29 protein-coding genes and 1 tRNA gene are annotated in these 24,155 nt (G+C 35.5%); 8 read left to right on the top strand and 22 right to left on the bottom strand.

Going from position 1 to position 24,155, the window contains the following annotated elements; all coding sequences use genetic code 11:
• From B8780_RS02490 to B8780_RS02455, 8 genes are all read right to left on the bottom strand, one after another.
• Window positions 1-300: a V-type ATP synthase subunit F gene (locus B8780_RS02490; protein ID WP_084272531.1), complete on the bottom strand. Its 300-nt coding sequence runs from the start codon at window positions 298-300 to the stop codon at window positions 1-3.
• Entirely contained in the window at window positions 297-1,343 is a 1,047-nt protein-coding gene (locus tag B8780_RS02485; protein ID WP_084272530.1) for a V-type ATP synthase subunit C, read from the bottom strand. Before B8780_RS02485 ends, B8780_RS02490 begins: the two co-directional genes overlap by 4 nt.
• 2 nt (window positions 1,344-1,345) lie before the next feature.
• On the bottom strand, window positions 1,346-1,894 hold the full coding sequence (locus B8780_RS02480; protein ID WP_011177294.1) for a V-type ATP synthase subunit E: 549 nt from the start codon (window positions 1,892-1,894) through the stop codon (window positions 1,346-1,348).
• On the bottom strand, window positions 1,894-2,124 hold the full coding sequence (locus B8780_RS02475; protein WP_011177295.1) for an ATPase: 231 nt from the start codon (window positions 2,122-2,124) through the stop codon (window positions 1,894-1,896). The genes B8780_RS02480 and B8780_RS02475 overlap by 1 nt, the downstream gene beginning before the upstream one ends.
• A gap of 45 nt (window positions 2,125-2,169) precedes the next feature.
• Entirely contained in the window at window positions 2,170-2,679 is a 510-nt protein-coding gene (locus B8780_RS02470) for a ZPR1 zinc finger domain-containing protein (RefSeq protein ID WP_011177296.1), read from the bottom strand.
• Window positions 2,680-2,772: 93 nt separating this feature from the next.
• A complete protein-coding gene (gene fni / locus B8780_RS02465; RefSeq protein ID WP_084272529.1) occupies window positions 2,773-3,822 on the bottom strand; it encodes a type 2 isopentenyl-diphosphate Delta-isomerase in 1,050 nt (349 codons plus the stop codon).
• Complete coding sequence (locus tag B8780_RS02460) at window positions 3,819-4,547, bottom strand: isopentenyl phosphate kinase (protein WP_084272528.1); 729 nt, start codon at window positions 4,545-4,547, stop codon at window positions 3,819-3,821. Before B8780_RS02460 ends, fni begins: the two co-directional genes overlap by 4 nt.
• A 46-nt stretch (window positions 4,548-4,593) precedes the next feature.
• Complete coding sequence (locus B8780_RS02455; protein WP_236719357.1) at window positions 4,594-5,118, bottom strand: hypothetical protein; 525 nt, start codon at window positions 5,116-5,118, stop codon at window positions 4,594-4,596.
• A gap of 341 nt (window positions 5,119-5,459) precedes the next feature.
• Here B8780_RS02455 and doxD point away from each other — a divergent pair, with 341 nt between their 5' ends.
• On the top strand, window positions 5,460-6,032 hold the full coding sequence (doxD, locus tag B8780_RS02450) for a thiosulfate:quinone oxidoreductase large subunit (RefSeq protein WP_084272526.1): 573 nt from the start codon (window positions 5,460-5,462) through the stop codon (window positions 6,030-6,032).
• A 5-nt stretch (window positions 6,033-6,037) separates the two neighbouring features.
• Window positions 6,038-6,574 (top strand): TQO small subunit DoxA domain-containing protein, encoded by a 537-nt coding sequence (locus tag B8780_RS02445; RefSeq protein WP_011177301.1) that lies wholly within the window; start codon window positions 6,038-6,040, stop codon window positions 6,572-6,574.
• A gap of 6 nt (window positions 6,575-6,580) precedes the next feature.
• On the opposite strand, the gene B8780_RS02440 is transcribed toward B8780_RS02445, so the two are convergent.
• The 5 genes from B8780_RS02440 to pdxT all read right to left on the bottom strand — a co-directional run bounded on the left by B8780_RS02440 (window position 6,581) and on the right by pdxT (window position 12,102).
• Window positions 6,581-8,512, bottom strand: a complete 1,932-nt coding sequence (locus B8780_RS02440) for an acetate--CoA ligase (protein WP_084272524.1) — start codon at window positions 8,510-8,512, stop codon at window positions 6,581-6,583.
• Window positions 8,513-9,062: 550 nt separating this feature from the next.
• Entirely contained in the window at window positions 9,063-9,320 is a 258-nt protein-coding gene (locus B8780_RS02435) for a hypothetical protein (protein WP_084272523.1), read from the bottom strand.
• A 524-nt stretch (window positions 9,321-9,844) separates the two neighbouring features.
• Window positions 9,845-9,916: transfer RNA gene (locus B8780_RS02430), tRNA-Ala, on the bottom strand.
• 396 nt (window positions 9,917-10,312) lie between these two features.
• On the bottom strand, window positions 10,313-11,410 hold the full coding sequence (gcvT, locus tag B8780_RS02425; protein ID WP_084272522.1) for a glycine cleavage system aminomethyltransferase GcvT: 1,098 nt from the start codon (window positions 11,408-11,410) through the stop codon (window positions 10,313-10,315).
• Between the two features lie 122 nt (window positions 11,411-11,532).
• A complete protein-coding gene (gene pdxT, locus B8780_RS02420; protein WP_084272521.1) occupies window positions 11,533-12,102 on the bottom strand; it encodes a pyridoxal 5'-phosphate synthase glutaminase subunit PdxT in 570 nt (189 codons plus the stop codon).
• Window positions 12,103-12,183: 81 nt separating this feature from the next.
• On the opposite strand from pdxT, the gene truD reads away from it, so the two are divergent.
• A complete protein-coding gene (truD, locus tag B8780_RS02415) occupies window positions 12,184-13,398 on the top strand; it encodes a tRNA pseudouridine(13) synthase TruD (RefSeq protein ID WP_236719356.1) in 1,215 nt (404 codons plus the stop codon).
• Here the strand turns inward: truD and B8780_RS02410 are convergent.
• The 8 genes from B8780_RS02410 to B8780_RS02375 form a co-directional block, all read right to left on the bottom strand.
• Window positions 13,391-13,945, bottom strand: coding sequence for a TATA-box-binding protein (locus tag B8780_RS02410; protein ID WP_011177307.1), 555 nt, complete (start codon window positions 13,943-13,945; stop codon window positions 13,391-13,393). The genes truD and B8780_RS02410 overlap by 8 nt on opposite strands.
• A gap of 78 nt (window positions 13,946-14,023) precedes the next feature.
• Complete coding sequence (locus B8780_RS02405) at window positions 14,024-14,323, bottom strand: metal-sulfur cluster assembly factor (RefSeq protein ID WP_048059446.1); 300 nt, start codon at window positions 14,321-14,323, stop codon at window positions 14,024-14,026.
• Between the two features lie 34 nt (window positions 14,324-14,357).
• Entirely contained in the window at window positions 14,358-15,317 is a 960-nt protein-coding gene (locus B8780_RS02400) for a bifunctional pantetheine-phosphate adenylyltransferase/NTP phosphatase (protein ID WP_084272519.1), read from the bottom strand.
• Window positions 15,318-15,374: 57 nt separating this feature from the next.
• The gene (locus B8780_RS02395; RefSeq protein ID WP_084272518.1) at window positions 15,375-16,559 is read right to left on the bottom strand and encodes an aminotransferase-like domain-containing protein; all 1,185 of its coding nucleotides are present in this window, start codon (window positions 16,557-16,559) and stop codon (window positions 15,375-15,377) included.
• Between the two features lie 43 nt (window positions 16,560-16,602).
• Window positions 16,603-18,270, bottom strand: a complete 1,668-nt coding sequence (locus B8780_RS02390; protein WP_084272517.1) for an FAD-binding protein — start codon at window positions 18,268-18,270, stop codon at window positions 16,603-16,605.
• Entirely contained in the window at window positions 18,267-18,587 is a 321-nt protein-coding gene (locus tag B8780_RS02385) for a Rieske (2Fe-2S) protein (RefSeq protein WP_084272516.1), read from the bottom strand. The genes B8780_RS02390 and B8780_RS02385 overlap by 4 nt, the downstream gene beginning before the upstream one ends.
• Window positions 18,588-18,630: 43 nt before the next feature.
• Window positions 18,631-19,902: a histidine--tRNA ligase gene (gene hisS / locus B8780_RS02380; RefSeq protein WP_084272515.1), complete on the bottom strand. Its 1,272-nt coding sequence runs from the start codon at window positions 19,900-19,902 to the stop codon at window positions 18,631-18,633.
• A 6-nt stretch (window positions 19,903-19,908) separates the two neighbouring features.
• Window positions 19,909-20,082, bottom strand: a complete 174-nt coding sequence (locus tag B8780_RS02375; protein ID WP_083750381.1) for a DUF1059 domain-containing protein — start codon at window positions 20,080-20,082, stop codon at window positions 19,909-19,911.
• A 111-nt stretch (window positions 20,083-20,193) separates the two neighbouring features.
• Here B8780_RS02375 and B8780_RS02370 point away from each other — a divergent pair, with 111 nt between their 5' ends.
• From B8780_RS02370 to rpsB, 5 genes are read left to right on the top strand one after another with little or no spacing between them, the layout of a single operon-like run.
• Window positions 20,194-21,093: a mechanosensitive ion channel family protein gene (locus B8780_RS02370; RefSeq protein ID WP_084272514.1), complete on the top strand. Its 900-nt coding sequence runs from the start codon at window positions 20,194-20,196 to the stop codon at window positions 21,091-21,093.
• A 46-nt stretch (window positions 21,094-21,139) separates the two neighbouring features.
• A complete protein-coding gene (locus B8780_RS02365; protein ID WP_084272513.1) occupies window positions 21,140-21,367 on the top strand; it encodes an Lrp/AsnC ligand binding domain-containing protein in 228 nt (75 codons plus the stop codon).
• 10 nt (window positions 21,368-21,377) lie between these two features.
• Window positions 21,378-21,677, top strand: coding sequence for a hypothetical protein (locus B8780_RS02360; protein WP_011177316.1), 300 nt, complete (start codon window positions 21,378-21,380; stop codon window positions 21,675-21,677).
• A gap of 33 nt (window positions 21,678-21,710) precedes the next feature.
• A complete protein-coding gene (guaA, locus tag B8780_RS02355; protein ID WP_083750401.1) occupies window positions 21,711-22,625 on the top strand; it encodes a glutamine-hydrolyzing GMP synthase in 915 nt (304 codons plus the stop codon).
• A 60-nt stretch (window positions 22,626-22,685) separates the two neighbouring features.
• On the top strand, window positions 22,686-23,285 hold the full coding sequence (gene rpsB / locus B8780_RS02350; protein WP_192805733.1) for a 30S ribosomal protein S2: 600 nt from the start codon (window positions 22,686-22,688) through the stop codon (window positions 23,283-23,285).
• Here rpsB and endA read toward each other — a convergent pair.
• Window positions 23,282-24,136, bottom strand: a complete 855-nt coding sequence (gene endA / locus B8780_RS02345; protein WP_011177319.1) for a tRNA-intron lyase — start codon at window positions 24,134-24,136, stop codon at window positions 23,282-23,284. The genes rpsB and endA overlap by 4 nt on opposite strands.
• Window positions 24,137-24,155: the final 19 nt, after the last annotated feature.

Raw genomic sequence — 24,155 nt, 5'->3', positions numbered from 1 at the left:
TTAATCACCTATATCGATACCTAAAATCCTTTTTGCAAGCTCAAAAACGGATTCCTCCTCGGAGATGCCTGGCATTGGCACGAATATAACCAGAGGATCTATTGAGCTCTTTAAGATATTTAATTCATTCTCATTAAAATATCTTTCCGTTGACTGCGATAAAAATATATACTTGTATTTTTTAGCGTTAAAAATCCTCAAAACCTCATTTTTATCCTTAAATTCGAAGGCATCGCCTATGCCTATTAATTTAAAACCTGTTATTAGCTCCCTTTCACCAATAACACATATATTGTTCATATTAAAAGACCCTTTATGGTATTCTTATCAAGATTGTAAACCTTTCCAGAAACTATCGTTCTTAAATTCTCGCGCTCACGGTCTGCTGTTAAAAGATATGCCATTATGAATGCACCGAATGTATCAACAAGCATCTTTTCTATGTAGCTATTTATAATATTCCTCTTTAATATAAGCTCATACTGTGACAGCGTTCCGTTTGATTCGTATGCCCTCACGCCGGCCTCTATGTCATATTTATTAAAGGCATCCATGATTTCCTTAATGTTTTTGCTCCTTAATAGATCCATTAAATAATTGCTGTTGAAATTTCCGAGGTCTATTATTGACGATGATATCCTGCTGAATTCCATGTTTGATCTGGCAGCCTTTAATATTATCATTATGTTTCTTGCATCTATTATTTCCCTTATGTAATTTATAATATTTCCCTCGTCACCATTGAAGAATCTGGCACTCTCGATTAGGTTTTTATAATAATTATAATCAAGGGCGTATAATATCTGTGATATATCTCCTGTCTTTTTATAATTTTCAATGTACTTTAAAAGGTAATTGTAACCATAGTTAACAAGGTAATTTATTACCGCCTCAACGTCGCTCTTTGACATTATTGCCTTGAAATCCTCGTTCTTAAGGTTGCCTGCAAAGATGCCAAATGGTATATCCCTAAAGCTTATTAAGAACTCATCCGTGTATTTAACATCGTATTTCATGTACTTTGCAGATAATATAATTTTTATGTTTTCAACGTCCCATTTGGCTGCGTATGATCTTATAAAGGTTTTTATTCCTGGAGGCACGGCAAAAAGGGCATTATTATAGTGCCTCATGGTTCTTCTGTTTATTGCCGAAATCAGCATCGTTTCCATGTCCTTTATATTTGATGATCTTTCTATATCCTCCCTGTACGATGTTAAATAAAGCCTGTTCTTTATCTCGTTTATATCAAGATCTATTAGTGATTCTATAAAGTCCCTGCCCAGGAACTCCGAGTAATTTACCTTTAATCTTCCATATGAACCAGAGTAGACTGTATTCATTGTCACTCCTCTATGTTTTCATAGAAGTATGATGCAAGATCATCCTTTATGTTTTCAAAAATTGAGTTTAATCTAAAATCAAGCATGCGCTTTTTATCCTTTGAATAGGCAATGATTCCACCGTTGATTTTATGATCTGCCTTTGCATTGTTTATCTTCTTTGCATCGGACTCGCTGGCAAAAATTTCACAGTCCTCACCGAGTGTTTTTATTGCCGTTGAGACCATTGAGTTCAGTATTGAATCGTATCTCTTTGATTTTGTGATGTTCATTAAATGGTAATATGATATATCAAGTGCGTCCTTAACGATCTCGCGCCTCTTTTCCATCTTTATGCTCTTTGAATCTATCTTTATCTTGTCCTCCTGAACCTTTTTTAGTGTCTTTATATCGGCTTCCTTTTTCTTTTCATAGTATTCTTTTATGCTCTGAATCCTTGAATCGCAGGATTTTTTTAACTCCTCGATCCTTTTGCTGTATTCATCGTTTATTTTCGATATCTGTTCTTCTCTGGATTTATCGATATCCTTAATAATATCTGCAAGGGACATCATATCACGTGGAGTAATAATATTATTCCAAGTATGAAACCTATGATCCAGAGCGTTTCAGGAATGACGAAGAAGAACAAAACCTGACCGAACTTCTCGGGCTTTTCTGCTATTATGCCCATACCGGCAGCACCAATGCCCTGCTGGGCCATGCCGGTACCAATAAGTCCACCGGCTATCGCAATTGATGCTGCAACCGCCAATAAAGCATCAGCACTTGTAATAACCATAATAATCAAGACCCAATCATATGTAATTATTTAAAATTGTCTATTTTATTGATCTCCGGCCACTTCCTCTATTTCAACTTTGCTGCTGTTGATTCTGCTTAAACCGGATACATCATCGAGTATCAATGTTACCTCTTCCTCCGGACCATTCAATATTCCGTCTATTCTCTGGTGTAAATAGTTTATCTCCTCGCCGTCACCCATAAGATCCAGATGATCCTTTATCCTGTATATTATACCTTCAACAGTGGTTATGTATCCGGTTGTGTTGCTTGCGTGTGTTATCTCTGCATCTATCTCGGGTATGATTATATCAGCCTTTGATGATCTGTAAACGATTGTTTTTAGATCCTCCCTGTTTCTTATTTTTAATTTCAATCTTTTATGGCCCTTTGGCTCTTCAAGCGTGTTTGTATATGAATTGTGATAACCGCATGACTTGCAAAAGTATGTTTCTATTATAATGTTACCCTCGTATGGTATGTTTACCTGGCTGCCGGTATAATATAGATTTTTACCGCAAACAGGACATATTACCTCCGTTATCTCGTCCATAAAATCACAGACATTTATTTATATACAGGTTAATAAGGTTTTTGTAAAAATATATTTATAATCATATATAAAGTATAATTAATGCAAATAAAATTATTTATAAACTTCAAGCCAGGACCTTAATGGCTCCAGTGTTATATACCTTGCATGTTTTAGCTCATCGATGTTCCTTGATGATGTTAACATCATTGTTATTTTTAGATCGTTTATTATCATCTCCATCTGCCTTTTTACATCATCAAATGATGTGTTTGCGTCCTTTAAGAGCTCCCTGGCAAAACCACCAAGTGTTGCACCAAACATGATTGCCTTTGCTAGATCCAGGCCATTTCTAAGACCGCCGCTGCCTATAACAGGCTCCCCAAGGCTGCAGTATTTTATTGATGCCGGCGACGGTATGCCCCAGTTCCAGAAGGCCTTGCCAGTATGCATCTTTATCTCATCATTTGCCTTCTGTGCCCTGTAATATTCTATTGCAGCAAACGAGGTCCCACCAAGACCGCCAACGTCTATTGCCTTCACACCGGCATCAAGGAGGTTCAGGGCATCCTCCTTTGAAAAGCCGCTGCCGGTCTCCTTTGCTATAACATTGTACGATCCGGCTATATCCTTTAGTCTTTTAATTACACCCTTTGAGTTTCTATCACCCTCGGGCTGTACCATCTCCTGCAGAAAATTGAAATGCACTATAAGAAAATCAGCGTTTATCAAATTATAAATGTATTCTATGTCATTATCTGATAAGGAGTCAGAGTCCTGCCTAACAAGCTGCGGTGCGCCTATATTTGCAAATTTTGCCGGAATCTTGTAATCGTTTATAACAGAGAATGTGTCTGCCGTATTTTTGTTTTTAATGGCAACACGCATGCTGCCAACGCCCATACCTATCTTAAAGTGCTCGGCCGTCATTGCAAGATTTTTATTTATTATTTTTGCAGTTTCGGTTCCGCCGGTCATTGATGATATTAAAATAGGGTAATTAAACTGCTTTCCAAGAAACTTTACACCTGTGTCTATATCATTAAAATCAACCTCTGGAATTGCCCTATGAACTATCCTTATATCATCCCAGAAGTTATGTTCTGATACAACATTTTCATTCTCCGCTATTTTTATATGCTCCTCCTTTCTATTCTCTATCATTCTATCACCGAACCTATAAAATCATCATTATTTAAATCGTAAATTCTCTCTGGATAATTTCCGTTGATTAAATATACCTTTACACCAAGCCTGGCTATCCTCTTCATTACATCAAGCTTTGATTTCATGCCTCCTGTAACGTCATTGTATTTGCTTTCAAAGTTTAATTCAATATCAGGATTTCTTAAAAGCCTTGCGTCCTTATATATCTCAGGGTTTTTATCGAATATGCCATCAACGTTGCTCATGAATACCACGGTATCCGGTTTATATATAAATGAGAGATCATATACTATATTATCCCCTGAGTATATACCAATGGTTCCATTTTTTACGTATATATCGCCAAAGCTTACAGGCGTTATCCCTGCCTTTATGTATTCAATGAATGATGTATAATCAATTCTTCCGTTTCTTGATATCGCGGGTATTGGTATTGATATATTAAAAATACCGTTTTCATTCAATATCCTTGAAACCTTAACATTTAGTTCAAGCATATCGTTATGTACAACGTTCATTCCTGATAAAGTTTTTACAGATATTTTGCCAGGCAGCCCGTATTCCTTTGCCTTTATATGGCCAAAGGAACCACCACCGTGAACAATTATTATATCATTGAAATCGCTTAGAACCTTTGATATCTTTTTAACCGCGCCGGATCTGAATTTTCTGTAATATGATTTATCTGTTATAACGCTGCCGCCAAGCTTTACTATGATCATTTTATAGTATATAATGAAATAAAATAATTATTTTTGCAATTTCATTTTATTTCTTTTTATTCAATATAAACTTTGTTTCTGGTTTCTTTTTAAGTATGATTCCGGCAATTGCTGTTATAAAACCTATAATGCCAAGTATTATGCCGGCGCCTGATAGATAAACTGCAATGCTTAATAATGAAACCTCTGATTGACTTGAAATGGAATATCCAATCACGGGCCTTGAACTTGAGAACTCAACGAACACATAGCGGCCTCCTGGTTTTAGATTATCATAATAAAATGCATCAGGACTCGATTTTTCAGGAATTATTGTGTAATTATGAATGTTTTTTTGTGTTACGTTGTTTATATAAGAGTTGCATATCAATCCAGAGTCATTGTTTACGCCTGTGATTACAACGACGTCCCCGCTGTGATAGGTAAAGCAAGCTGTTGTATACTCATCATTATTAATATGAATTACCGTTGTATAGGTAGGCGCCCTTTCAACGGTTTCAAAGCCGGCTATAAAAAGGGCTATACCCAGCATGAGAATTATTAGACCAACGATTGCGATCTTTTTTCGCATAATAAAAAATTGAAAAGAATTATTTAAAATTTCCATTTAATTTATATAAAATTTATTATGTTTCTATTTTTAGTATTTGATATATAATATTTTGATGATAACTTTAAATATAATAAATTTAGGAATGATAATATTTAAGTTATAAAAACTTTATTAATAATACACATGATTTAACAATTTATTAATTTGAATTTTCCTGCAAAAAATAAAAGATAATGTGAATATAAATTATAAAAAATATAAAATATGATAAAAATGAAAATGTGTTGATATATAAAATTAAATTATTTCGGAAAAAACAAAATTTATATATAATATAATAATAACAATTTTTGATAGCTATGTTAAACCAAAACATGACCGAGGTCGATTTGAAGGGCCTTGAGGGTCAGACAAAAATAATGACGCCAACTCTTTATACCTGGTTTTTGAGATTTGCGGTTGGCTATGACTATTTTGATGGTGGTCTAAGAAAGGCTGTGCTTGCACCACAGAAGCTTGCAGTAGGCACATCAACGTTTGTTCTTAACAAACTTGTATCTTTCCTACCACATGCCGGATTCTTCAAGGGATTTTTGCTGTTTGCACTGGAGCACCCTGGATTTGCAGCACCATTTATAACGTTCTTCTCCTTTGTTGAATTAATTGCAGGCATACTTTTAATACTCGGGCTACTAACAAGGCTTGCAGCCTTTGGCGGTGCAATGATGGCAATAGGCTTCCAGCCTGCATTCTGGCTTGGCGCAACATGTGAGGATGAATGGCAGATTGGCATACTGTTATTCGCAGGATCAATAACATTAATGATGGTGGGTGCCGGCAGGGCAATGGGGCTTGACTACTTTTTATACAAAAAGTTTGGAGACCGCGGAATAGCAAATGTGCCGATACTTAATCTTATAAAGCTCTGGTGATAAAAATGAAATCCCAAAAAAATAAGTACTGGCAGACGTCGAAAAATAAGATACTTGTAGTTACATTAATATTCGCAATAATAGTCGTTTTATTCACTGTTGTAACAGGCCAGATAGCATATGGCAATGCCGTGGGAAAACTGTTCAATGATTCAAAGGTTCCAAAAACAGAATTTGTTGGCATGCCAATGGCATATAATTCAAATGGAAACTCATACCTTGTGTTCAATGTTACTGACGTTGATGGTCCAAACCAGGCTGCGGTAACAGAGATAATACTATCAAATAGCACATCAACAATTATATTAACGTCTCAGAATATAGACAAGGATGTGTACAAAATCGTCGATGCGCCATATCACTATCACGACGATGTAAAGGTAAGCCCATACAATGGAATCTTTATACCGCTGGGTGATGAGGCAGAAATATACATGAACCTGTCAACATCAATGCACATGGAACTGCATGGAACCTATACTGTTAAATTAATAACACCAACACAGAAGGCAGCACCTGCAAGTGCAACTGTAACGTTTTAAATTTTTTTATTTTTGATTATTTATAGCATTCTTTATAATATTTATTGAATCTGGATTTTCAAGACCTGTTATATCCCCTGATACATCACCATGCATTACGATTTCCTTTAAAAGACGCCTCATGATCTTTCCAGACCTTGTTTTAGGCATCTCCGGTATCATTATGATCTTTTCAGGCATTGCGAATCTGCCTATTGATGATTCTATTGCCGATGATATTTTATTCTTTATTTCGTTATCTGTGTTTTTTGATGTAAAAAACACGTACGGAACCGTGCCTTTTATTTCATGGTCTATTCCAATAACTGCAGCCTCTGAAATATCAGGAACAGACATAATTGAGTTTTCCATCTCCATTGTAGATATCCTGTGGCCTGATACATTTATTACATCGTCCGTGCGTCCTATAACCCAGATGTGCCCAAATTTATCCTTTATCGCAGAATCATATGTACAGTAAAAATTTGGGAAAACTGAAAAATATTGATTTATATATTTATTATGATCGTTCCAGATTGACCTTGCCAGTGATGGAAACGGCTTTGTTATAACCAGGGTCCCGGCTTCACCTGTTTTAACCTCTTTACCTGTATCATCAATTATTTTAAATGCATGTCCTGGCAACGGCAGGCCTGCAGATCCAGGTCTCATGTATGTTGCACCAACAATAGATGATGTCCATGCACTGCCCGTTTCTGTCTGGCCGTATGTATTATTAATATCTGCTCCAAATGTATCGTGTGCCCAGTACCATGTCTTTGTATCCAGCGGCTCGCCCACAAGAGATATTAAATCCAGTTTTATATTATATTTAGATGCGGTCTCATTACCATACCTTGCAAGCATTCTAAGGAACGTTGGTGCCGTAAAAAGCTTGTTTATTTTATATTTTTCAAGCGTATTGTAAAAATTATCTATGCCTGGAAAATCAAGAGCACCCTCGTAGGCCACAACTGTTGCGCCGTGAGCCAGACCTCCAACAAGTTCGAATATTGGAAATGTTAGCCAGCCTATATCGGCCGTGCACCAGTAAACATCAGATTTGTTTAAATCAAGTGCATATTTTACATTATGGTATGCACCAACCATAAAACCGATTCCTGAGTGAACTATTCCCTTTGGTCTTGATGTTGTACCAGATGTGTATATTACAAATCCAGGTTCGTTTGCCTCTATATGTACCGGATCAATTAGATCGTTTGTTTCTTTTAATACATCTTCAAAAGATACCTCGTTTTTGTTTAAACTTGTATCAACAAAACGCTTTACAATAATTACCTTTTGAATTGATTTTACATTATTTATTATTGAATCTAATTTTTCCTTTATATTAATGACCTTTCCACGCCTGACTGTTTTATCTGCTGTTATAATGACCTTTGGCATTGTTTCATAGAGCCTATCAAGCAATGCTTTTGTTGAAAAACCGGAGAATATTATATTATATATTGCCCCTATTCTATAGCAGGCATGAACAGCTATAAATGATTCTATCCTGTTTGGCATGAAAATTGCAACAACATCTCCCTTTTTTATGCCAATGCTGCGAAGATAGCTGGCGAACTTTGATGTGTATATCATTAATGACCTGTAATCCATCTTTCTTTCAAGACCGTCTTCGCTTAACCATATTATGGCCGTTTTATCGGGGTTTTTCAATGCATGCCTATCTATGCAGTTAAAGCATACGTTGGAGTAACCGTTTAAAAAGAATTTAAAATCAGGGAAATCGCCGTGCATATTAATATCCCATTTTTTAAACCAGTAAAGCTCTGAAGCAACCCCAGCCCAGTAATCTCCAATGTTTTCAATGGATTTTTTATAAAATTGATAATAATCATCATTGCTTTTTATTTTTATATTATCGTCTGATCTAAATTTTGGGCTAATATAATTATCGCTATCTATAATATCATGGACTGAGAGAACCTCCTTCATAAAAAAAATAAACAGTAAAAATATATAAATATTTTTATCTATACATTAATTATATAATAATTCACTTTTAAATATGGTATCAGTTATATTTATCCACCTTGAATTTGATATATAATGGCTTCTTTGCAGATCAGAATTTATCTTTTATAATATATTTATATTATGTGCTTAAATTAAATATGGAAAAGATGGTTAATTCAATTAATTAAAAAATCTATTTTTAATTATAACATTCAATCAAAAACTGAAATCGCTATTTATATAAAAATTTTTTAATAAAAAATGTTTCTGTTCATTTTTCTTATCTTTCAAATTTTACTTAAAAATATTTACCATTCGATTTATATTTTCTATAAGAGAAGGCAAGAATAACCAGAATTGTATAGATAGGTATAAACATTAGAATATCAATCCCTGTGTTAAGAAGATATTTATAATTACCAGCGTTGAAATAGTATAACAAAATATATGAAGTAAAGCTTACAGCTCCATACGCTAAAAGGCAGTATATACCTGTTCTCAGGATAATCCTCTCATTTTTCATAATGATTTATTTCCTCCCGTATTTCTCCTTTGTATTTTCCAATATTTTGTCCATTTTATTCTGAAATTTGCCACTTCTAACTTCCCTGTACTGAATTACAAGAAAAACCATGAAAAATAGGAAAAATAGCGGTATTACAATGAAGGCAAGAATGTGCGAGTGCAGTATAAATACCGCAATCAATCCAAATATTAGTAGTGCAACGAAAACAATGAATAAACCAATTTTTACTAAATTAACATCCTCACCGAGCCTGTTTTTCAAGTTCTATCGCCTCAACCTTCTGTTATTCCATATATCATTGATCCTTTTATATAACCTTTGCTGCAATGAAGACACCAATAATTATAAAAAATATCCCAAGTACATAAGGAAAAATGAAGGATAAACTGAAGCAGGGTGCTCCAGGTAATGAATAATAGCCCATAATGATATTATTTATTATCATGAACATAAAGATTTCAACAGATCTTGTTTATAGGATGAAATTTAAACATTTTAACCTCCGTTTTGAGTGCTCTCATCGAATTGAAATACTTTTACACTGTTTATTTTCTTGGCTATAATATGATAAGTAAATTAATGGCTACTATTTTCTCAATAAGCGTGGAGATAATCCATTTCTGGAAATATTATGAATATTGCCTGGTAATCGAAGCTCCATAAATAGATTATTTTATGAAAAAACTTATTTATTTTAGGAGATAAATTCTATATTTTTCTAAATAGTGCAAGGAAGAACAAATAAGAAAGAACTAAAAATGAAAATACGAATGTAAATATTTAAATGGACCGATCGGGATTTGAACCCGAGCCCTCCTGCTTGCAAAGCAGGCGATCTACCGCTGATCTATCGGCCCTTTTACCATAATTGATATTACATTAATAAATTTTTATGATGTTTCCACTGGAAGTGCAAAATTTGAAGGGTGTATTTCCAGTGGAAATGCAGAAAAATAAAGAATGAGAATGGAAAAAAATTAAAATATACATACATGGAAAATATACTATAATAAAAAGGGGAGAGAGGGGTATATTTCTACTGGAAGTGGAAAATTGATGCCATGGTAATTTTTGCAGTGTTTCATTTTTTATAATTAATGATAAATAATATTATTATATTATATATTTTTTTAGTAAAATTTAAATTAAAAATTTTACGGCTTACACCTTTCGCATAAATAAAATAAAAATAAAAAAATAAAAATTTTTTATACATAAAATATAGACAATAAAATAAAAATTAAGAAAAAACATCATTTTAGCATTTTTGGCCTTGAAACCTCAGCATCAAAAAGTTTCTCCCTTATTTTTATCTTTACGGTAGTTTTTATTTTTATATCCTTTTTTATATATCCAAGTCCAATACCCCTATTCAATGATGGTGAGTAACTTCCACTGGAAATAATCCCAACAACCTCATTGTTATATATAATATCACAGTTCTGTCTTGGTATGTTTCTCCCGTTCAATATAAAACCCCTAAATATTTCATTGTATTCATTCCTGTTTTTTATAAGGGCCTCTTTTCCTATAAAATCATGGTTATAATTAATTATAAATGATATGGAAGCCTCATATGGTGTTCTATCCTCATTAAAGTCCTGACCTGATAAAAGCATGCCCTTCTCCATTCGCAATGTATCCCTGGATCCAAGGCCACATGGTTTACCATAGTAATCTTTAATCTTTTTTATTAGATCCTCCCATAGGATAGTTGCATCTTTATTTGGTACTATTATTTCAACTCCTATTTCTCCTGTGTATCCTGTACCTGAAACGATTATTGAATTATCCTCTGATACATCATTGTAACTCTCTGTATTATGATAATTGAATTTAAACTCACCAGGGTATTTTATTTTCATCTCATCCAATATTTTCAATGAATCAGGACCCTGAATTGCTATATGCGATATATTATATGAATAATTTTTAATCTCAACGTTATAATCGTTTTTATTTGAATTCACCCAGTTATATATTCTATCTATGTTTGCAGCATTTGGTATAAAAAAGAACCTTTTTTCAGACAATCTATATATTATTGTATCATCAATGATTCTTCCATCCTTATTAAGAAAGGCAGTGTACATACACTGTCCATTTTTCATATCCGATACCTTTCCAGGAAATATGTAATCACAGAAGGCAGCAGCATCATCACCTTTTATAACTATATCGCCCATATGTGATACATCAAAGATGCCAACATGATTTCTTACTGCAAGATGCTCATCTATAATGCCTGTGTATTCAAGAGGCATTTCCCATCCATGAAAGTCTATCATCTTTGCATTCAACTTTATATGCTCATCATAAAGAGCAGTCCGGTTACCATTTTTCGTTTCCACTCGAAATACACCCCTCTCTCCCCTTTTTAAAGGAGGTTATTATCCATGTATATAAATTTTAAAAAATTTTCAAAACAAAAGAGTATTTTCATATGTTTCCACTGGAAATACACCCTGGAGCATCAGTTTCCCATGACCTTCCTTAGGAAGTACTCGTGAACTCTTAAATCACCGGTAAGCTCTGGATGGAAGGTCATTGCAATTGCATTTTCATTCTCAACGATCACCGGTTTACCATTGTATTCTCCAAGGACTGATGTTTTCCCCGGATCATCTATAACCGGGGCCCTGATAAAAACGGCATTGAACGTTCCGATATTTTTTATATTTACAGCATCAATAAAGGAATCTATCTGCCTTCCATAGGCGTTTCTCTGTATTTTTATATCCATTATGCCAGTTCCATGAACCCTTGGGTCTCCGGTATCCTTTGATAAGATTATCGCACCGGCACACGTTCCCATTATCTTCATGCCATTTCTAACGTTCTCGTTTATTATATTTATGTATCTGGATAAAAACCTTGTTATCGTTGTGCTCTCACCGCCAGGTATTATTATACCATCCATTTCGTTTATTTCCTCTGGTGATCTTATTATATATGCTTCAACCTTATATTTGTTTTTTAATGATCTTATCGCTGTGTAATGCTCGTAAACATCCCCCTGAATTCCAAGAACACCGATTTTCATCGTTGAAGATATACTTAATTTATATTAAAAGTATTTTAAAACAATATATTGATGTTTTATATTAATATTGCATACATTTTCATGGATCTTGGCATGTATGGATACATAACAAAAACTGAAAAGTTAAACGGGACGATAAAGAACAATCCAGAAGATTTCATCGTTGAGGAGATCCCGTTTGATATAAAAAAGGATGATAACGGAAAATATTTAATTATAAAGGCAAGGTTATATGATTGGGACACAAATCGCTTTGTTATGTATCTTGCAAGGCACATGAACATAAGCAGAAAGAGAATAACATATGCAGGCACAAAGGATAAAAGGGCCGTAACAACACAGTACTTTTGTATAAACACTGACAGGATGTTTTCAGGCTCCATTAACGGCATTGAGATAATAGAACAGTTTAGATCAAATGATATAATAAAGCTTGGTGATCTTTACGGAAACAGATTTTTAATAAAGGTTGATTATCCTGGTGATTTGGAAAACGATTCATCTGAAACTTTAAAGGAGATCAATGAAAAAGGTGGATTTCCAAATTTTTTTGGTGTTCAGCGTTTTGGATCAATGAGGTCAAACACACATTACATAGGAAAAATGATAATAAAGGGTGAGTATGAAAAGGCCGCGGACAAATATCTCTATGATGATAACTTTGACACCGAGGAATACAGAATAAACTATGGTAAAAACATGGATGCAAAAAACTCATTAAAGGAATACCCTGGAAATTTAACGTTTGAAAGAAGCATACTTGGGGCAATAGCATCAGGGAATAAATCCAGTGCATTTAATGCGCTGCCAAAGAACCTTTCAATAATGTTTGTGCACGCATTTCAATCATATCTTTTTAATAAAATGCTATCTGAAAGGATGAAGCATGTAAAAGATTTAAAAACTGTGATTGAGGGTGATTTATTATATAATATAGATGATTATTTCAATCCTGATAAAAAAAGGCTAATCGAGGCAAACAGATACAACCTTGAAATGCTGAACAATCTATCATCCATGGACAAAATAAGGCCTGTAATACCGCTGCCAGGATTTGATACAAGGATGCCAGACGGTCTGCAAAGAGATATTATGCTAAAGGTTCTTGAAGATGAGAATGTATCATTACAGGATTTTAAAATACCCGGTGAATATTCATATATGAGCTCATCAGGCGATTACCGGATAATTTCAGCAAAACCCATTAATTTAAAATTTCCAGAAAAAAATAAATTGGATTTTATTCTTGGCAGGGGCATATACGCAACATCATTCTTAAGGGAAATAATTAAATAAGGCCGACCTTTTGCAGATCCTTTTTTACCTTTATTACAGCCTGCTCTATCTCGTTCTCCTCCTTTGCACCGGTGCATACAACCTTGCCGGAACCAAACAATAAAAGCACAACCTTTGGCTCCTCAACCCTGTATACAAGCCCTGGGAACTGCTCAGGCTCGTACTCAACATTTTCAAGTCCAAGGGACATTGCTATATCGGTTAAATTCAGATTTGATTCTAAATCGTAGACTGCAACGATGTTCTGCACTATTATATCTGGATTGTCATAAACCTCTATATCAGCCTTTTTTAATTTATCTATTATTATGTCTATTGTCTTTTTAACATCGTCAAGGTTCTTTGCCCCTGTGCAGTTGACCTTGCCACTTCTAAAAATCAAAACCGCGGTCTTTGGCTCCTGAAGCCTGTATATAAGCCCGGGGAACTGCTCAGGCTCGTACTCTGAACCCTCCAAGGCAAGTGCGATCTTGCTAAGGTCCAGGTGCTCTGCCAGTGAAGTTGAGGCAACAATGTTCTCTATTGTTATCTTCTCCATCTCGCTCATTGTCATCCTAAACTTTATATTTAAAGGGTATATAAACATTTTAATTTTATACAAAAAAAATTTATAAAAATATTTAAATCAGAACATGTTTAACTGCTCCTTTGCCTCATCGCTCATCATGCTTGGGTTCCATGGTGGATCCCAGACAAGCTCTATATCAGCAGCCTCGACACCTGGAAGATTTTCAACCTCCTTCTGGGCCTGTGTTAATATCCATGGTGTCACAGGGCATGTCGGGGCCGTCATCGTCATCTTTATGTAAACGCGGTTTCCGTCTATTTTTATATCATAGACAAGTCCAAGGTTAACAACATCCATACCTATCTCTGGATCGGAAACGCCCTTTAATACCTCAAGTATCTCTTCCTTTGTAACCATAATATTAACATACATATTAATTATTTAAACATTCTCAAATGTAAATTGACGGGTTAATCCTTGGTGCAAAGGCCATCTCAATTGAATCATAAATAAGATCAAAGCGCCTTATTTTATTAAATGTGATCTCACCAATTATTCCGTTCTTTTTTCCTATATTCTCTATTCCGGTGTATTTTTCATAGGGTGAACTCACTCCGGATTTTATATAATCTACAATTTTATATGGTATTTCAAAACCCCTGCTGTAGCCAGTGGTTATCCTTCCATATCTATCGATAACCGCGCAGAAATGAACATCATAGTATCTGTCATTTATTTTATTATAATAAAGACCGGATTCAACACCTACTGAATAATCATTATCCTTTAATCCTGAAAGTGCCCTCTTAACAGCAAATCTTTCAGTATCACTGCCAAATGGTTGCTCGGCCTCCAGTTTGTAATCACTGTTTCTTGTTACCCTGAAATTTTTCATGTGATTGCTCAAAAAGACCTTAAGCGCACGCTCCTTGACATCATTTCCTGTGGATATCGATATTTTTATTGTTTTTTTTCTTTTTCCTGTTTTTGTTATCTCATTATTAAGTATTCTTGTTGAACTAACAGGAAATAAATCCTCGGCAAGAACAAATGGTACTCTTACAATATTTATTGGCATAAGCCCAAGCTCTGCACGCCTCTCATTGATCTTTAATGCATTTAAATAGGTCTCAGGCGAAACAACTATTCTTGCAGGTTCATTTACCTCAAGCGTGCTTCCATATGGACTATCAATTGGCCTTATTATAAATCTTTCAGTGTACTTTGAAATAAATCTTTCCAGCTCCATCTTTCTTTTTTCATATGGTATTTTATAGCTCTTGTTTTTCCTTGTGTAATCATCGCTTGTAAGACCTATTATAAGATCGTCTTTAAATGATATTGCAGTCCTTAAAAGCCTCTTATGACCTATATGAATACAGTTAAATGTTCCACCAACGAGCGTTATCATTAAATCATAATGTTGAATACTTATTAATAAATTTATAAATAGAATTATAAATAGAATTTATGCCTCGGCTATCACCTGGCCAAGCCTCTTTATACCATCCTTTATATCATCATCATCTGCGTAGGTGAAATTCAGCCTCATTGTATTTAATTCCGGGTTTTTATGATAAAACGCAGAGCCTGGAACATAAGCAACCTTTTTCTCTATGGCCTTTTCAAGGAGTTTCTCTGAATCCACGTTCTTTTTTATCCTTAGCCAGAGGAACATGCCACCATCTGGTTTTGACCACTCGGCATTGTCAACATGCTCGTCCAGTGCCTCAAGCATAACATTTCTCTTTCTTTTATATAATTCTATGGTTTTTGGTATCTGCTCGTATATTATACCGTTTTTAAGGTATTCATAGGCTATGTACTGTGAGAAAGAATCGCCTGCAAGATCAAGTGCCTGTTTTAAAAGGTTTAACTTCGATGCAACGTCCTCACTTGCTATTACATATCCGGTTCTCAACCCGGGCGCCATGACCTTTGAGAACGTTCCAAGGTATATAACATCATCATCAAGGCTTTTCAGTGTTGGTACCTTGCTTCCAGAGTATCTTAAATCGCCATATGGATTATCCTCTATTACAGGTATCTCGTATTTTTTTGATATCTCTATTAAATGTTTTCTTCTGTCCAGCGGCATTGTATAACCTGCAGGATTCTGAAATGTTGGTATTGTATATATAAACCTGGGCTTTTTACCATCTTTTATCATTGATTTTATCTTTTCCTCGAGGTTCTCAACAATCATTCCGTTTTCGTCCATTCCTATTGATTCTGAATCCACGGCATTGGCATTTAAAGATGATATCATACCAACGTATGTCGGTGCTTCAAGTATTACCTTATCGCCTGGATTTGCAAAGATCTTTGAAAGAGCGTACAGTGCCTGCTGTGATCCTGTTGTTATAAATATGTTCTCAGGGCCACATTTTATATTCTCATCCTTTAATATGAATTTAACAAGCTCATCCCTTAAAAGTTTGAGGCCGTCTGTTGTACCGTACTGCAATGCACTCTTTCCATAATTTTTTAAAACATCATTTGTGATCTCCATTATCTTATCTATTGGAAAGGTCTCCGGGTTTGGCATTCCGCCGCCAAATGAGATCATTCCAGGCTGCTGTATGTATTTTAACAGATTCCTTATTGCGGATGATTTCATATAATTTAAATTGTCCGAGAATTCGTATTTCATGAATAGATAACTTTGAAATGTATATAAATATTAAGAAAAAATACTAATTTTTAAAAACTTTTTCATGGAGCCTTCTTACGAAGTCGTTGACATCCATAAGTATGCCGTAGTCAGAATATTTAAATATATTGGCATCAATGCTGTTGTTAACCGCTATTATCTTACCTGCGTATCTTAATCCAACAACATGGTTATCCGAACCGGAGATGCCCAGTGCTATATATATTCCAGGGGATATCGACCTGCCTGTTAGTCCTATCTGAACCTGCCTTGGCATTAAATTTATGTCAACAACCTTCCTGGTTGCACCAACGCCGGCATTGATTTTATCTGCAATTTCAAGAACCTTTGGTATCATATCCTTATCAAGTCCACGGCCTATGCCAAATATAATATCCCTATCAAGATTTATATATGATTCGCTTATTGTCCTTGACTCAAGCAATTCAAAACTGTTCATCTTTTTGTACTCGATGATTTTTACCTCTGGATTTCCGTAATAGTTGTTAATGAACATGCCTGGCCTTATTGTTGCCATTGCGGGCTCTGTTCTGGATTCTATCTCTGCTATTATGCCGCCGCCGAAGGATGGCTTGTACTGTACAAGTTTTTTACCATTGAATTTTATATCTATGCAATCCGCCGTGAGCCCAAGAGAAAGCCTTGCTGCTATGTTTGCCGCTATATCCCTGCCGTTAAGATTCGATGGTATAAGAACATACAATGGATTCATTTTTTTTATATAGTCTGTAGCATAATCTATGAATCCATAGGTATCTGATTTTAAATAGATATACTCATGGCATGGAATGCCTTTTAATCTCTCCGGCTCTATGTTTCCTATAAAAACTATCCTGGAATTTCCAATGGATGCCATCTTTGATGCTATTTCCATTGATGTTTCAGGATCATCAACTGCCAGGCCAAGTGAGATTGAATCACCAGGTGGTTTTAACATTTTTTTCTCAATAGATTCGTGCCTTCCATGGAAATTATTTATTAATGACAAAAACTCATCAAAACCAATGAATTTATTATTCCTTTTTATAGATGATTGAAACGTGTTTGTTACAACGGTCAGTGAATCAGATCCAGAGATGTTTTTTATGTCATCTGCCGTTATGACCTTTATTCTGTTTTCAACATTTATGTTTCCTGCCTGCCTCGCCTTGTTTATCTTCTCACTTACTGATATTACCAGCGGCATCCTTATCCTGTACCTTGATATGCCGTAGTCCTCATCCCTGTTAACATAAACATCATCGTTTTCTATATCTATCCTTGATACCGATGATATAAAATTGTAACCTGCCATGTATGCCGTCTCAGGTGGAACCTGGGAAGTCTCGCCATCAAGGGAATACTTGCCCATTAATACAATATCAGGCCGGAGCATCTTTATAAACTCTGAAAGCACCTTTGAGGTAACCCAGGTATCAGCACCACCGAACTTTCTATCTGATATTAAATATCCAGAGTTAACACCCATCCTTATTGCCTCCTCAAGAACTGTTATTGCCTGTGGCGGGCCCATCGTTGCAACGGCAGTGTCAAGGTTATATCTTTCAGATAACCTTATTGATTCCTCAACGGCCTTCTTGTCAAAGGAATTCATCAATAATTTAACGTTGTCCCTTACTATTCTCCTTGTTTTCTCATCAAATTTTATCTCATTAACATCAGGAACCTGCTTTATTAAGACCAGTATCATGGTATATCGACCATTACCCTTCCATTCTTCAATATTACCTTATACATCCTTAAATTATTGATATTTTCATCATCGCCCTCAGGTCCGCTTCTTACATTTCCTGATGATATCTCAAATGAAGCAAAATGGTTTGGGCAGACTATGCAACCATCCTCTATAAAACCCTCGGAAAGATCGTACTTTTCGTGTGTGCAGTACGGCTCGTATGCATATACACTGGAACCATCCCTGTATAAAAGAACCTCTATATCATTTAACGAAACCTTTTTTAATTTCCCGTCCTCAAGATCATTTAAATCAATTAAATCATAAATCATAAAAAAACAATACTAATTTAGTTATAATATTTTCCATAAAAATTTATGAATTTATATTATTAATAAAATCATCAACATCTATCTCGGCCTGCTCCTGGGTTCTTAGGTTCTTTATAGTCATCTTTTTTGATGATAATTCCCTATCACCAATGATTATTAAAAAGTCGCATTTAATGCTCTCGGCGTATTTTATTATCGTTTGCATCTTTCTTTTATTCACCTCTGATATTGCAATGTTGCCTGATCCTCTTATTTTGTTTAATATCTCTATATGGGCTTCTGGACTCGATGAGATATTAACAACGTAATATCTCTTTCTTTTATCTTTATAATTCCAGAGGTTGTTCCTTTTTAATAAAAGCTCTATTACAGCATCGCCTATTGCAAAGCCAACAGCAGGTATGCTCTCATTTATAAAAAGGTTCGATAAATTGTCATACCTGCCACCACCAAGTATGGCCCTGAGCTCTCCTGAAATGTCAAAGGCCTCGAAGACTATGCCGGTATAATATGAAAGGCCACGTACAACAGACAAATCTATGTTCAATTTACTCTTTGTATATTTCGAGGTAAGCGCAAAGGTATCCTTTAACCTTTTTACCCTTTCCATAACATCATTTGCATAGCCATTTAATAATCTTTCAACATCATTTATATCAATCTTGTCTTTAAGCAGAGATATTAGTTTTTCTGATGCATCATCATCAAGATCTTTTAGCAGCCTTTTCTTGAAGTCGGTTAAATCCATCTTTTTAAATCTGTCTATAACTGGAAATAAATCAACAGGATTCTTTGAGCCAAGATCCCTGAGAATCAGCTCCATTAAATACCTATCATTTACGTTTATTTCATACTGTCCGGAGAGGCCAAGGTTATCAAGTATCGTTGCCGCCAGACCTATTATCTCGGCATCAGCCTCTGGTGAATCTGCACCAAACATGTCTGCATTGAACTGTATATGCTCCCTGTATCTGCCCTCCTGGGGCTCCTCGTAGCGCCAGACCTTTGGTATTGAGAACCATCTTGCCGGCATTTTAATATCCTTTCTTGATGTGAGCATTCTCATAGTTGATGGTGTTGCCTCTGGAATCATTGTAACCTCCCTGCCGCCCTTATCTGTAAATGAAAACGTCTGCTCAACAAGTTCCGTTCCTGATTTAAGCCTGTAAAGATCCATGGATTCCAGCGATGGAAAGTCTATCATTTTATATCCAAAGGATATTGCAGTATCCATCATCTTTTTAATGAAATCATAGCGTATTTCCATATCATCCGGATAGTGATCCCTGAAGCCCTTCAATCGCTCTATCTTCATAAAAAATCACTGTTCTGTTACAACAGAAAAGATCTTTTTTTCCATATCAGGATCAATCTCATCAATGCGGTGTGCATAATGAAAATGCGTTCTTATCCTTGGTAAAAGATCCTCCTTAACACTGGCATGATGTTCAAACGAGCAGTCCCATCCAAGATCACGGCATTTAAAATAGTACATGATAGCTGATCTTTATTTAATATAAAAGTATTTCATGAAAATGTCTTATAAATAATTTAAACAATACCTATTTATAAAATAGATAAATAAGCAAATATTTTAGGTGATCATATGATAAAACGCTCCAGGGCAATATCCTATCTTGTAATAACCTTAATTAGCGTAATTGTATTATTCGTCCTGCTCCTGGTCCTTCAATTTGTATTTCATAACCAGATAGCAGATGAATATCATCTGGTTTTCTATGGAATATTAATAGCTATTGCCGGAGTATTAATAACAAACTTCTCTGCGGATATTTTATCAAGGACAACAAGGAATCTTGCAGGGCAATCAACCGCCGGTACAATGAATTTTACAATAAAATTAATCGGATATATAATAACAGCAGTTATTTTCTTCTCAATTTTAAAGATTGATATAGGCGCCGCACTTGCAGCCGGTGGCTTTGCAGGCCTTGTTCTTGGTCTTGCATCACAGGATGTCCTTTCAAACATATTTGGTGGTATAGCCGTTGTTGGATCAAGGCCCTTTAAGGTTGGCGACAGGATAACAGTATCAACATGGCAGTACGGTCTTGATGCACCAGCATACCCGCCGAAGTTCTATTCAAACGATTTTTTAATTCCTGGTTATACAGGCGTTGTTACAAACATCTCATTAATGTACACATCCATGCTTACAGATGACAACGTTCCTTTGAAGATACCAAACAGCATAATGATACAGTCCGCAATCTTTGTCCATGGTGTCAATGATTCCAGGCTTGTAAGAACAAAATTCGAGGTTTCAAAGGACATAGATCCAGACATTTTTATACCAAGGGCCTATGATGCATTGAAATCACTGGATTTTATAAAGGGAAGGCTGCAGGTAAGAATCTATGAAACAACATTTACCAGCTATGTAATCGTTGTTGAGGCGCTCTGCAAGGGTGCATATGAGGAGCCGCCAAGAAGCGAGATACTTAAAATACTAATAAAACTCTCAAAAAGCATGCCAAAATCTTAGGTTACTCTTGCAAAGATTTATATTTGTTATAGGATTTTAGCACCAAATGGATACAGCCTTTATATTAATAAGCATAATCCCTGGCAAGGAGTACGAGGTTTACCAAAAGATATCATCATTAAACGGGATAATCGAGGTCCATCCGCTGCTTGGCGAGTACGATATGATAGCCAAGCTAACAGTTAACGGTGACATAGGGAAATACATTATTGATAATATAAGGACGATAGCAGGCGTTATAGACACAAAAACGCTTATGGAGATAAAACTATAAGGGTGTAAACATGTTTCACTGGAACTGGATTGTTTTTGTTTTGGTTTTGCTTGCACTGTTTGCCCTTTCCATGATTATACTTGGAATACTAACATCCTACTTTGGAACCGGCAGGAGCCGTGCCGTTGGCATAATTCTGCTGGTTATAGGCATAATCTTTGGCCTATTCGTAATCTTCGGATCATACGATGTATTCCGTGTCAGCTTTGTTTACTCTGTGCTTGAGCCAACGGTCTTCTATTTGATTGCATCAATAATAGGAATATTAATAGCGCTTCTAATCTTCCTTGGTGCAATCATGAAGACATAAAATAAATATATTATCCATTTATTACTTTTTATGTTGGATCCGGAGAAATTTATAAAAGATTCGGTTTCATTCATAGAAAAAAACGTTAAAAGGGGCATACTTGCATGCTCTGGCGGCCAGGATAGTACACTTCTGGCTGTAATATCATCCATGGCGAAGACCGATATATTAACAGTTTTCATAGACACAGGTTTATTAAGGAACAATGATATTAAAAGAATAAAGGAAATATTCTCAAGTTATAACGTCAACGGAAGGATACTGGACAGATCATCGCTTTTTATATCAAGGTTAAGAAATGTAACAGACCCTGAGGAAAAGAGAAAGATCATTGGAAGGACCTTTATTGAGGTTTTTGAGGAGGAGGCAAAAAACTATGGTGCGGAATCACTGCTCCAGGGAACGATAGCACCGGACTGGATAGAGAGCGGTGGCGGATCCAGGGATACCATCAAGAGCCACCATAATGTTGGCGGTCTTCCTGAAAAGATGAATTTAAGGCTTGTTGAACCTTTGAGGGATCTCTACAAGGACGAGGTACGCGAGGTATCCAGGTACCTGGGCCTGCCTGAGGTACAGCCATTTCCGGGGCCAGGACTTGCAATACGCATCATAGGCGAGGTTACAGAGGAAAAGCTTAACATACTAAGGAGGGCAACGGACATTGTTGAATACGAATCATCAAAACTAAATGATAAACCATGGCAGTACTTTCCAGTTCTTTTACCTGTAAGAACAACCGGAATCCACGGGGATCAGAGAACCTATGGGCTTACCATTGCGATCAGGTTCATAGACACAATTGATGGCATGTCAGGCACATTCTCAAGGCCTGACTGGTCAGTTCTTGAGAACATATCAAACAGGATAACAGATGAAATACCAGAGATAAACCGTGTTGTTTATGATATAACAAGCAAACCGCCTGCAACTATAGAATGGGAATAAGAAATAAAACAATTATATAATAATAAATAATTACATAAAAAGGTTAAAAGTGATATTATGATGGAAGAGGAGCTGTTAATACCAGAGGATGAATACCAGAAATCAGGTATTCATATAGGCACACAGATAAAATCAAAGGATATGGATCCATACATATTCAAGATAAGAAACGATGGACTTTACATACTTGATATAAGAAAGACAAACCACGCACTAATCATTGCCGGCAAGATGCTTGCAAGGTACAGGCCTGAGCAGATACTGGCCGTTGCACAGAGGCAGTACGCATTCAGGCCGGTATCGAAGTTCTCAGAGGTCGTTGGCTCGAAATCAATAATTGGCAGGTTTATACCAGGCACGCTTACAAATCCGGCACTGCCAAATTACTCGGAGGCAAAGATTATACTTGTTACGGATCCACTGGCTGATACCCAGGCAATGAAGGAGGCAATAAAGGTTGGCATACCAATAATTGCAATGTGCGATGCAAACAACAAAACAGACTTTGTAGATCTTATAATACCAACAAACAATAAAGGCAGGAGATCACTCGCAGTTATCTACTGGCTTCTTGCACGCGAGATTTTAAAGAACCGTGGCGATATAAAATCATACGATGAGTTTAAGCAGACAATAGACGACTTTGAGGTCCAGATTTAAAGGATTGTTTTTATATCCTTAATTCTCTCTATTTTTATATAAACCGGATCATTATCAATTATACCTGATATTATAAGCCTTTTTCTTACATTGGATGCCAGGCGAACGGCCCTTGCTATTACATACCAGAGATCGTGATCCATGTAATTAACAAGGTAATCTGAATGCTCATTCATGGAATTTTTATATATTCTGAAATTTGAGCCATACTTAAATCCGCTCTTGACTATAAATCCCCTTTTTATTAAGTCTTTGTATATTACATCAACATTGCTTTTTACATCATTATTCAAAAATCTTATTTCATAGTCATTTAACAGCCTTTTTCCATGGAAATCTATTCCAAACCATTCAGGGCAGTTCATGCCAAAGTACGCACCGGAGGAAACATCAATGGATGCTGCTGAAAAATCATCTTTTCTAGAGCCTTTTATATCAATTCTCTCCATGCTGTAATATACAGATTCGTATTCCTCATCAACGGTTATGTATATATTAGAATCATCGCTGTATAGATCCTTAAATGATAGTAAAATGTCATCTGGCATGAATCTTACCTTTTTATACCTTGAATTCCTGCTTTTCCTGCACATAAAGCAATCATTGAGAATTTTAACGTAAAGGCCGGAGCCGATCAAATTTTCATATGCCATGTAGAATTTAATGTTTCCATTAAAAAATTCATCATCTATGCTTATCTTATTCTTTAAATAAAGGTAAAATGCCTCATATTTATTTAATAAATAGACATTTCCTATAACATGTCCGGTTCTGTATTTATTTATTAAATACGATGGGCTCTTTCCGTTTTTTATATCAAAATGAAAACCATCCTCTATGATGTAATCCATTGCTGCATTATTATTTATT

Source organism: Picrophilus oshimae DSM 9789 (assembly GCF_900176435.1).
GTDB lineage: Archaea > Thermoplasmatota > Thermoplasmata > Thermoplasmatales > Thermoplasmataceae > Picrophilus > Picrophilus oshimae.
This window is presented reverse-complemented; position numbering and strand designations above follow the sequence as displayed.

Coding starts and splice junctions, on each gene's coding strand:
- B8780_RS02490 (WP_084272531.1), bottom strand. CDS start 300: ATGAACAATATATGTGTTATTGGTGAAAGGGAGCTAATAACAGGTTTT.
- B8780_RS02485 (WP_084272530.1), bottom strand. CDS start 1,343: ATGAATACAGTCTACTCTGGTTCATATGGAAGATTAAAGGTAAATTAC.
- B8780_RS02480 (WP_011177294.1), bottom strand. CDS start 1,894: ATGTCCCTTGCAGATATTATTAAGGATATCGATAAATCCAGAGAAGAA.
- B8780_RS02475 (WP_011177295.1), bottom strand. CDS start 2,124: ATGGTTATTACAAGTGCTGATGCTTTATTGGCGGTTGCAGCATCAATT.
- B8780_RS02470 (WP_011177296.1), bottom strand. CDS start 2,679: ATGGACGAGATAACGGAGGTAATATGTCCTGTTTGCGGTAAAAATCTA.
- fni (WP_084272529.1), bottom strand. CDS start 3,822: ATGATAGAGAATAGAAAGGAGGAGCATATAAAAATAGCGGAGAATGAA.
- B8780_RS02460 (WP_084272528.1), bottom strand. CDS start 4,547: ATGATCATAGTAAAGCTTGGCGGCAGCGTTATAACAGATAAATCATAT.
- B8780_RS02455 (WP_236719357.1), bottom strand. CDS start 5,118: ATGCGAAAAAAGATCGCAATCGTTGGTCTAATAATTCTCATGCTGGGT.
- doxD (WP_084272526.1), top strand. CDS start 5,460: ATGTTAAACCAAAACATGACCGAGGTCGATTTGAAGGGCCTTGAGGGT.
- B8780_RS02445 (WP_011177301.1), top strand. CDS start 6,038: ATGAAATCCCAAAAAAATAAGTACTGGCAGACGTCGAAAAATAAGATA.
- B8780_RS02440 (WP_084272524.1), bottom strand. CDS start 8,512: ATGAAGGAGGTTCTCTCAGTCCATGATATTATAGATAGCGATAATTAT.
- pdxT (WP_084272521.1), bottom strand. CDS start 12,102: ATGAAAATCGGTGTTCTTGGAATTCAGGGGGATGTTTACGAGCATTAC.
- truD (WP_236719356.1), top strand. CDS start 12,184: ATGGATCTTGGCATGTATGGATACATAACAAAAACTGAAAAGTTAAAC.
- B8780_RS02410 (WP_011177307.1), bottom strand. CDS start 13,945: ATGAGCGAGATGGAGAAGATAACAATAGAGAACATTGTTGCCTCAACT.
- B8780_RS02405 (WP_048059446.1), bottom strand. CDS start 14,323: ATGGTTACAAAGGAAGAGATACTTGAGGTATTAAAGGGCGTTTCCGAT.
- B8780_RS02400 (WP_084272519.1), bottom strand. CDS start 15,317: ATGATAACGCTCGTTGGTGGAACATTTAACTGTATTCATATAGGTCAT.
- B8780_RS02395 (WP_084272518.1), bottom strand. CDS start 16,559: ATGAAATACGAATTCTCGGACAATTTAAATTATATGAAATCATCCGCA.
- B8780_RS02390 (WP_084272517.1), bottom strand. CDS start 18,270: ATGATACTGGTCTTAATAAAGCAGGTTCCTGATGTTAATGAGATAAAA.
- B8780_RS02385 (WP_084272516.1), bottom strand. CDS start 18,587: ATGATTTATGATTTAATTGATTTAAATGATCTTGAGGACGGGAAATTA.
- hisS (WP_084272515.1), bottom strand. CDS start 19,902: ATGAAGATAGAGCGATTGAAGGGCTTCAGGGATCACTATCCGGATGAT.
- B8780_RS02375 (WP_083750381.1), bottom strand. CDS start 20,082: ATGTACTATTTTAAATGCCGTGATCTTGGATGGGACTGCTCGTTTGAA.
- B8780_RS02370 (WP_084272514.1), top strand. CDS start 20,194: ATGATAAAACGCTCCAGGGCAATATCCTATCTTGTAATAACCTTAATT.
- B8780_RS02365 (WP_084272513.1), top strand. CDS start 21,140: ATGGATACAGCCTTTATATTAATAAGCATAATCCCTGGCAAGGAGTAC.
- B8780_RS02360 (WP_011177316.1), top strand. CDS start 21,378: ATGTTTCACTGGAACTGGATTGTTTTTGTTTTGGTTTTGCTTGCACTG.
- rpsB (WP_192805733.1), top strand. CDS start 22,686: ATGGAAGAGGAGCTGTTAATACCAGAGGATGAATACCAGAAATCAGGT.
- endA (WP_011177319.1), bottom strand. CDS start 24,136: ATGGATTACATCATAGAGGATGGTTTTCATTTTGATATAAAAAACGGA.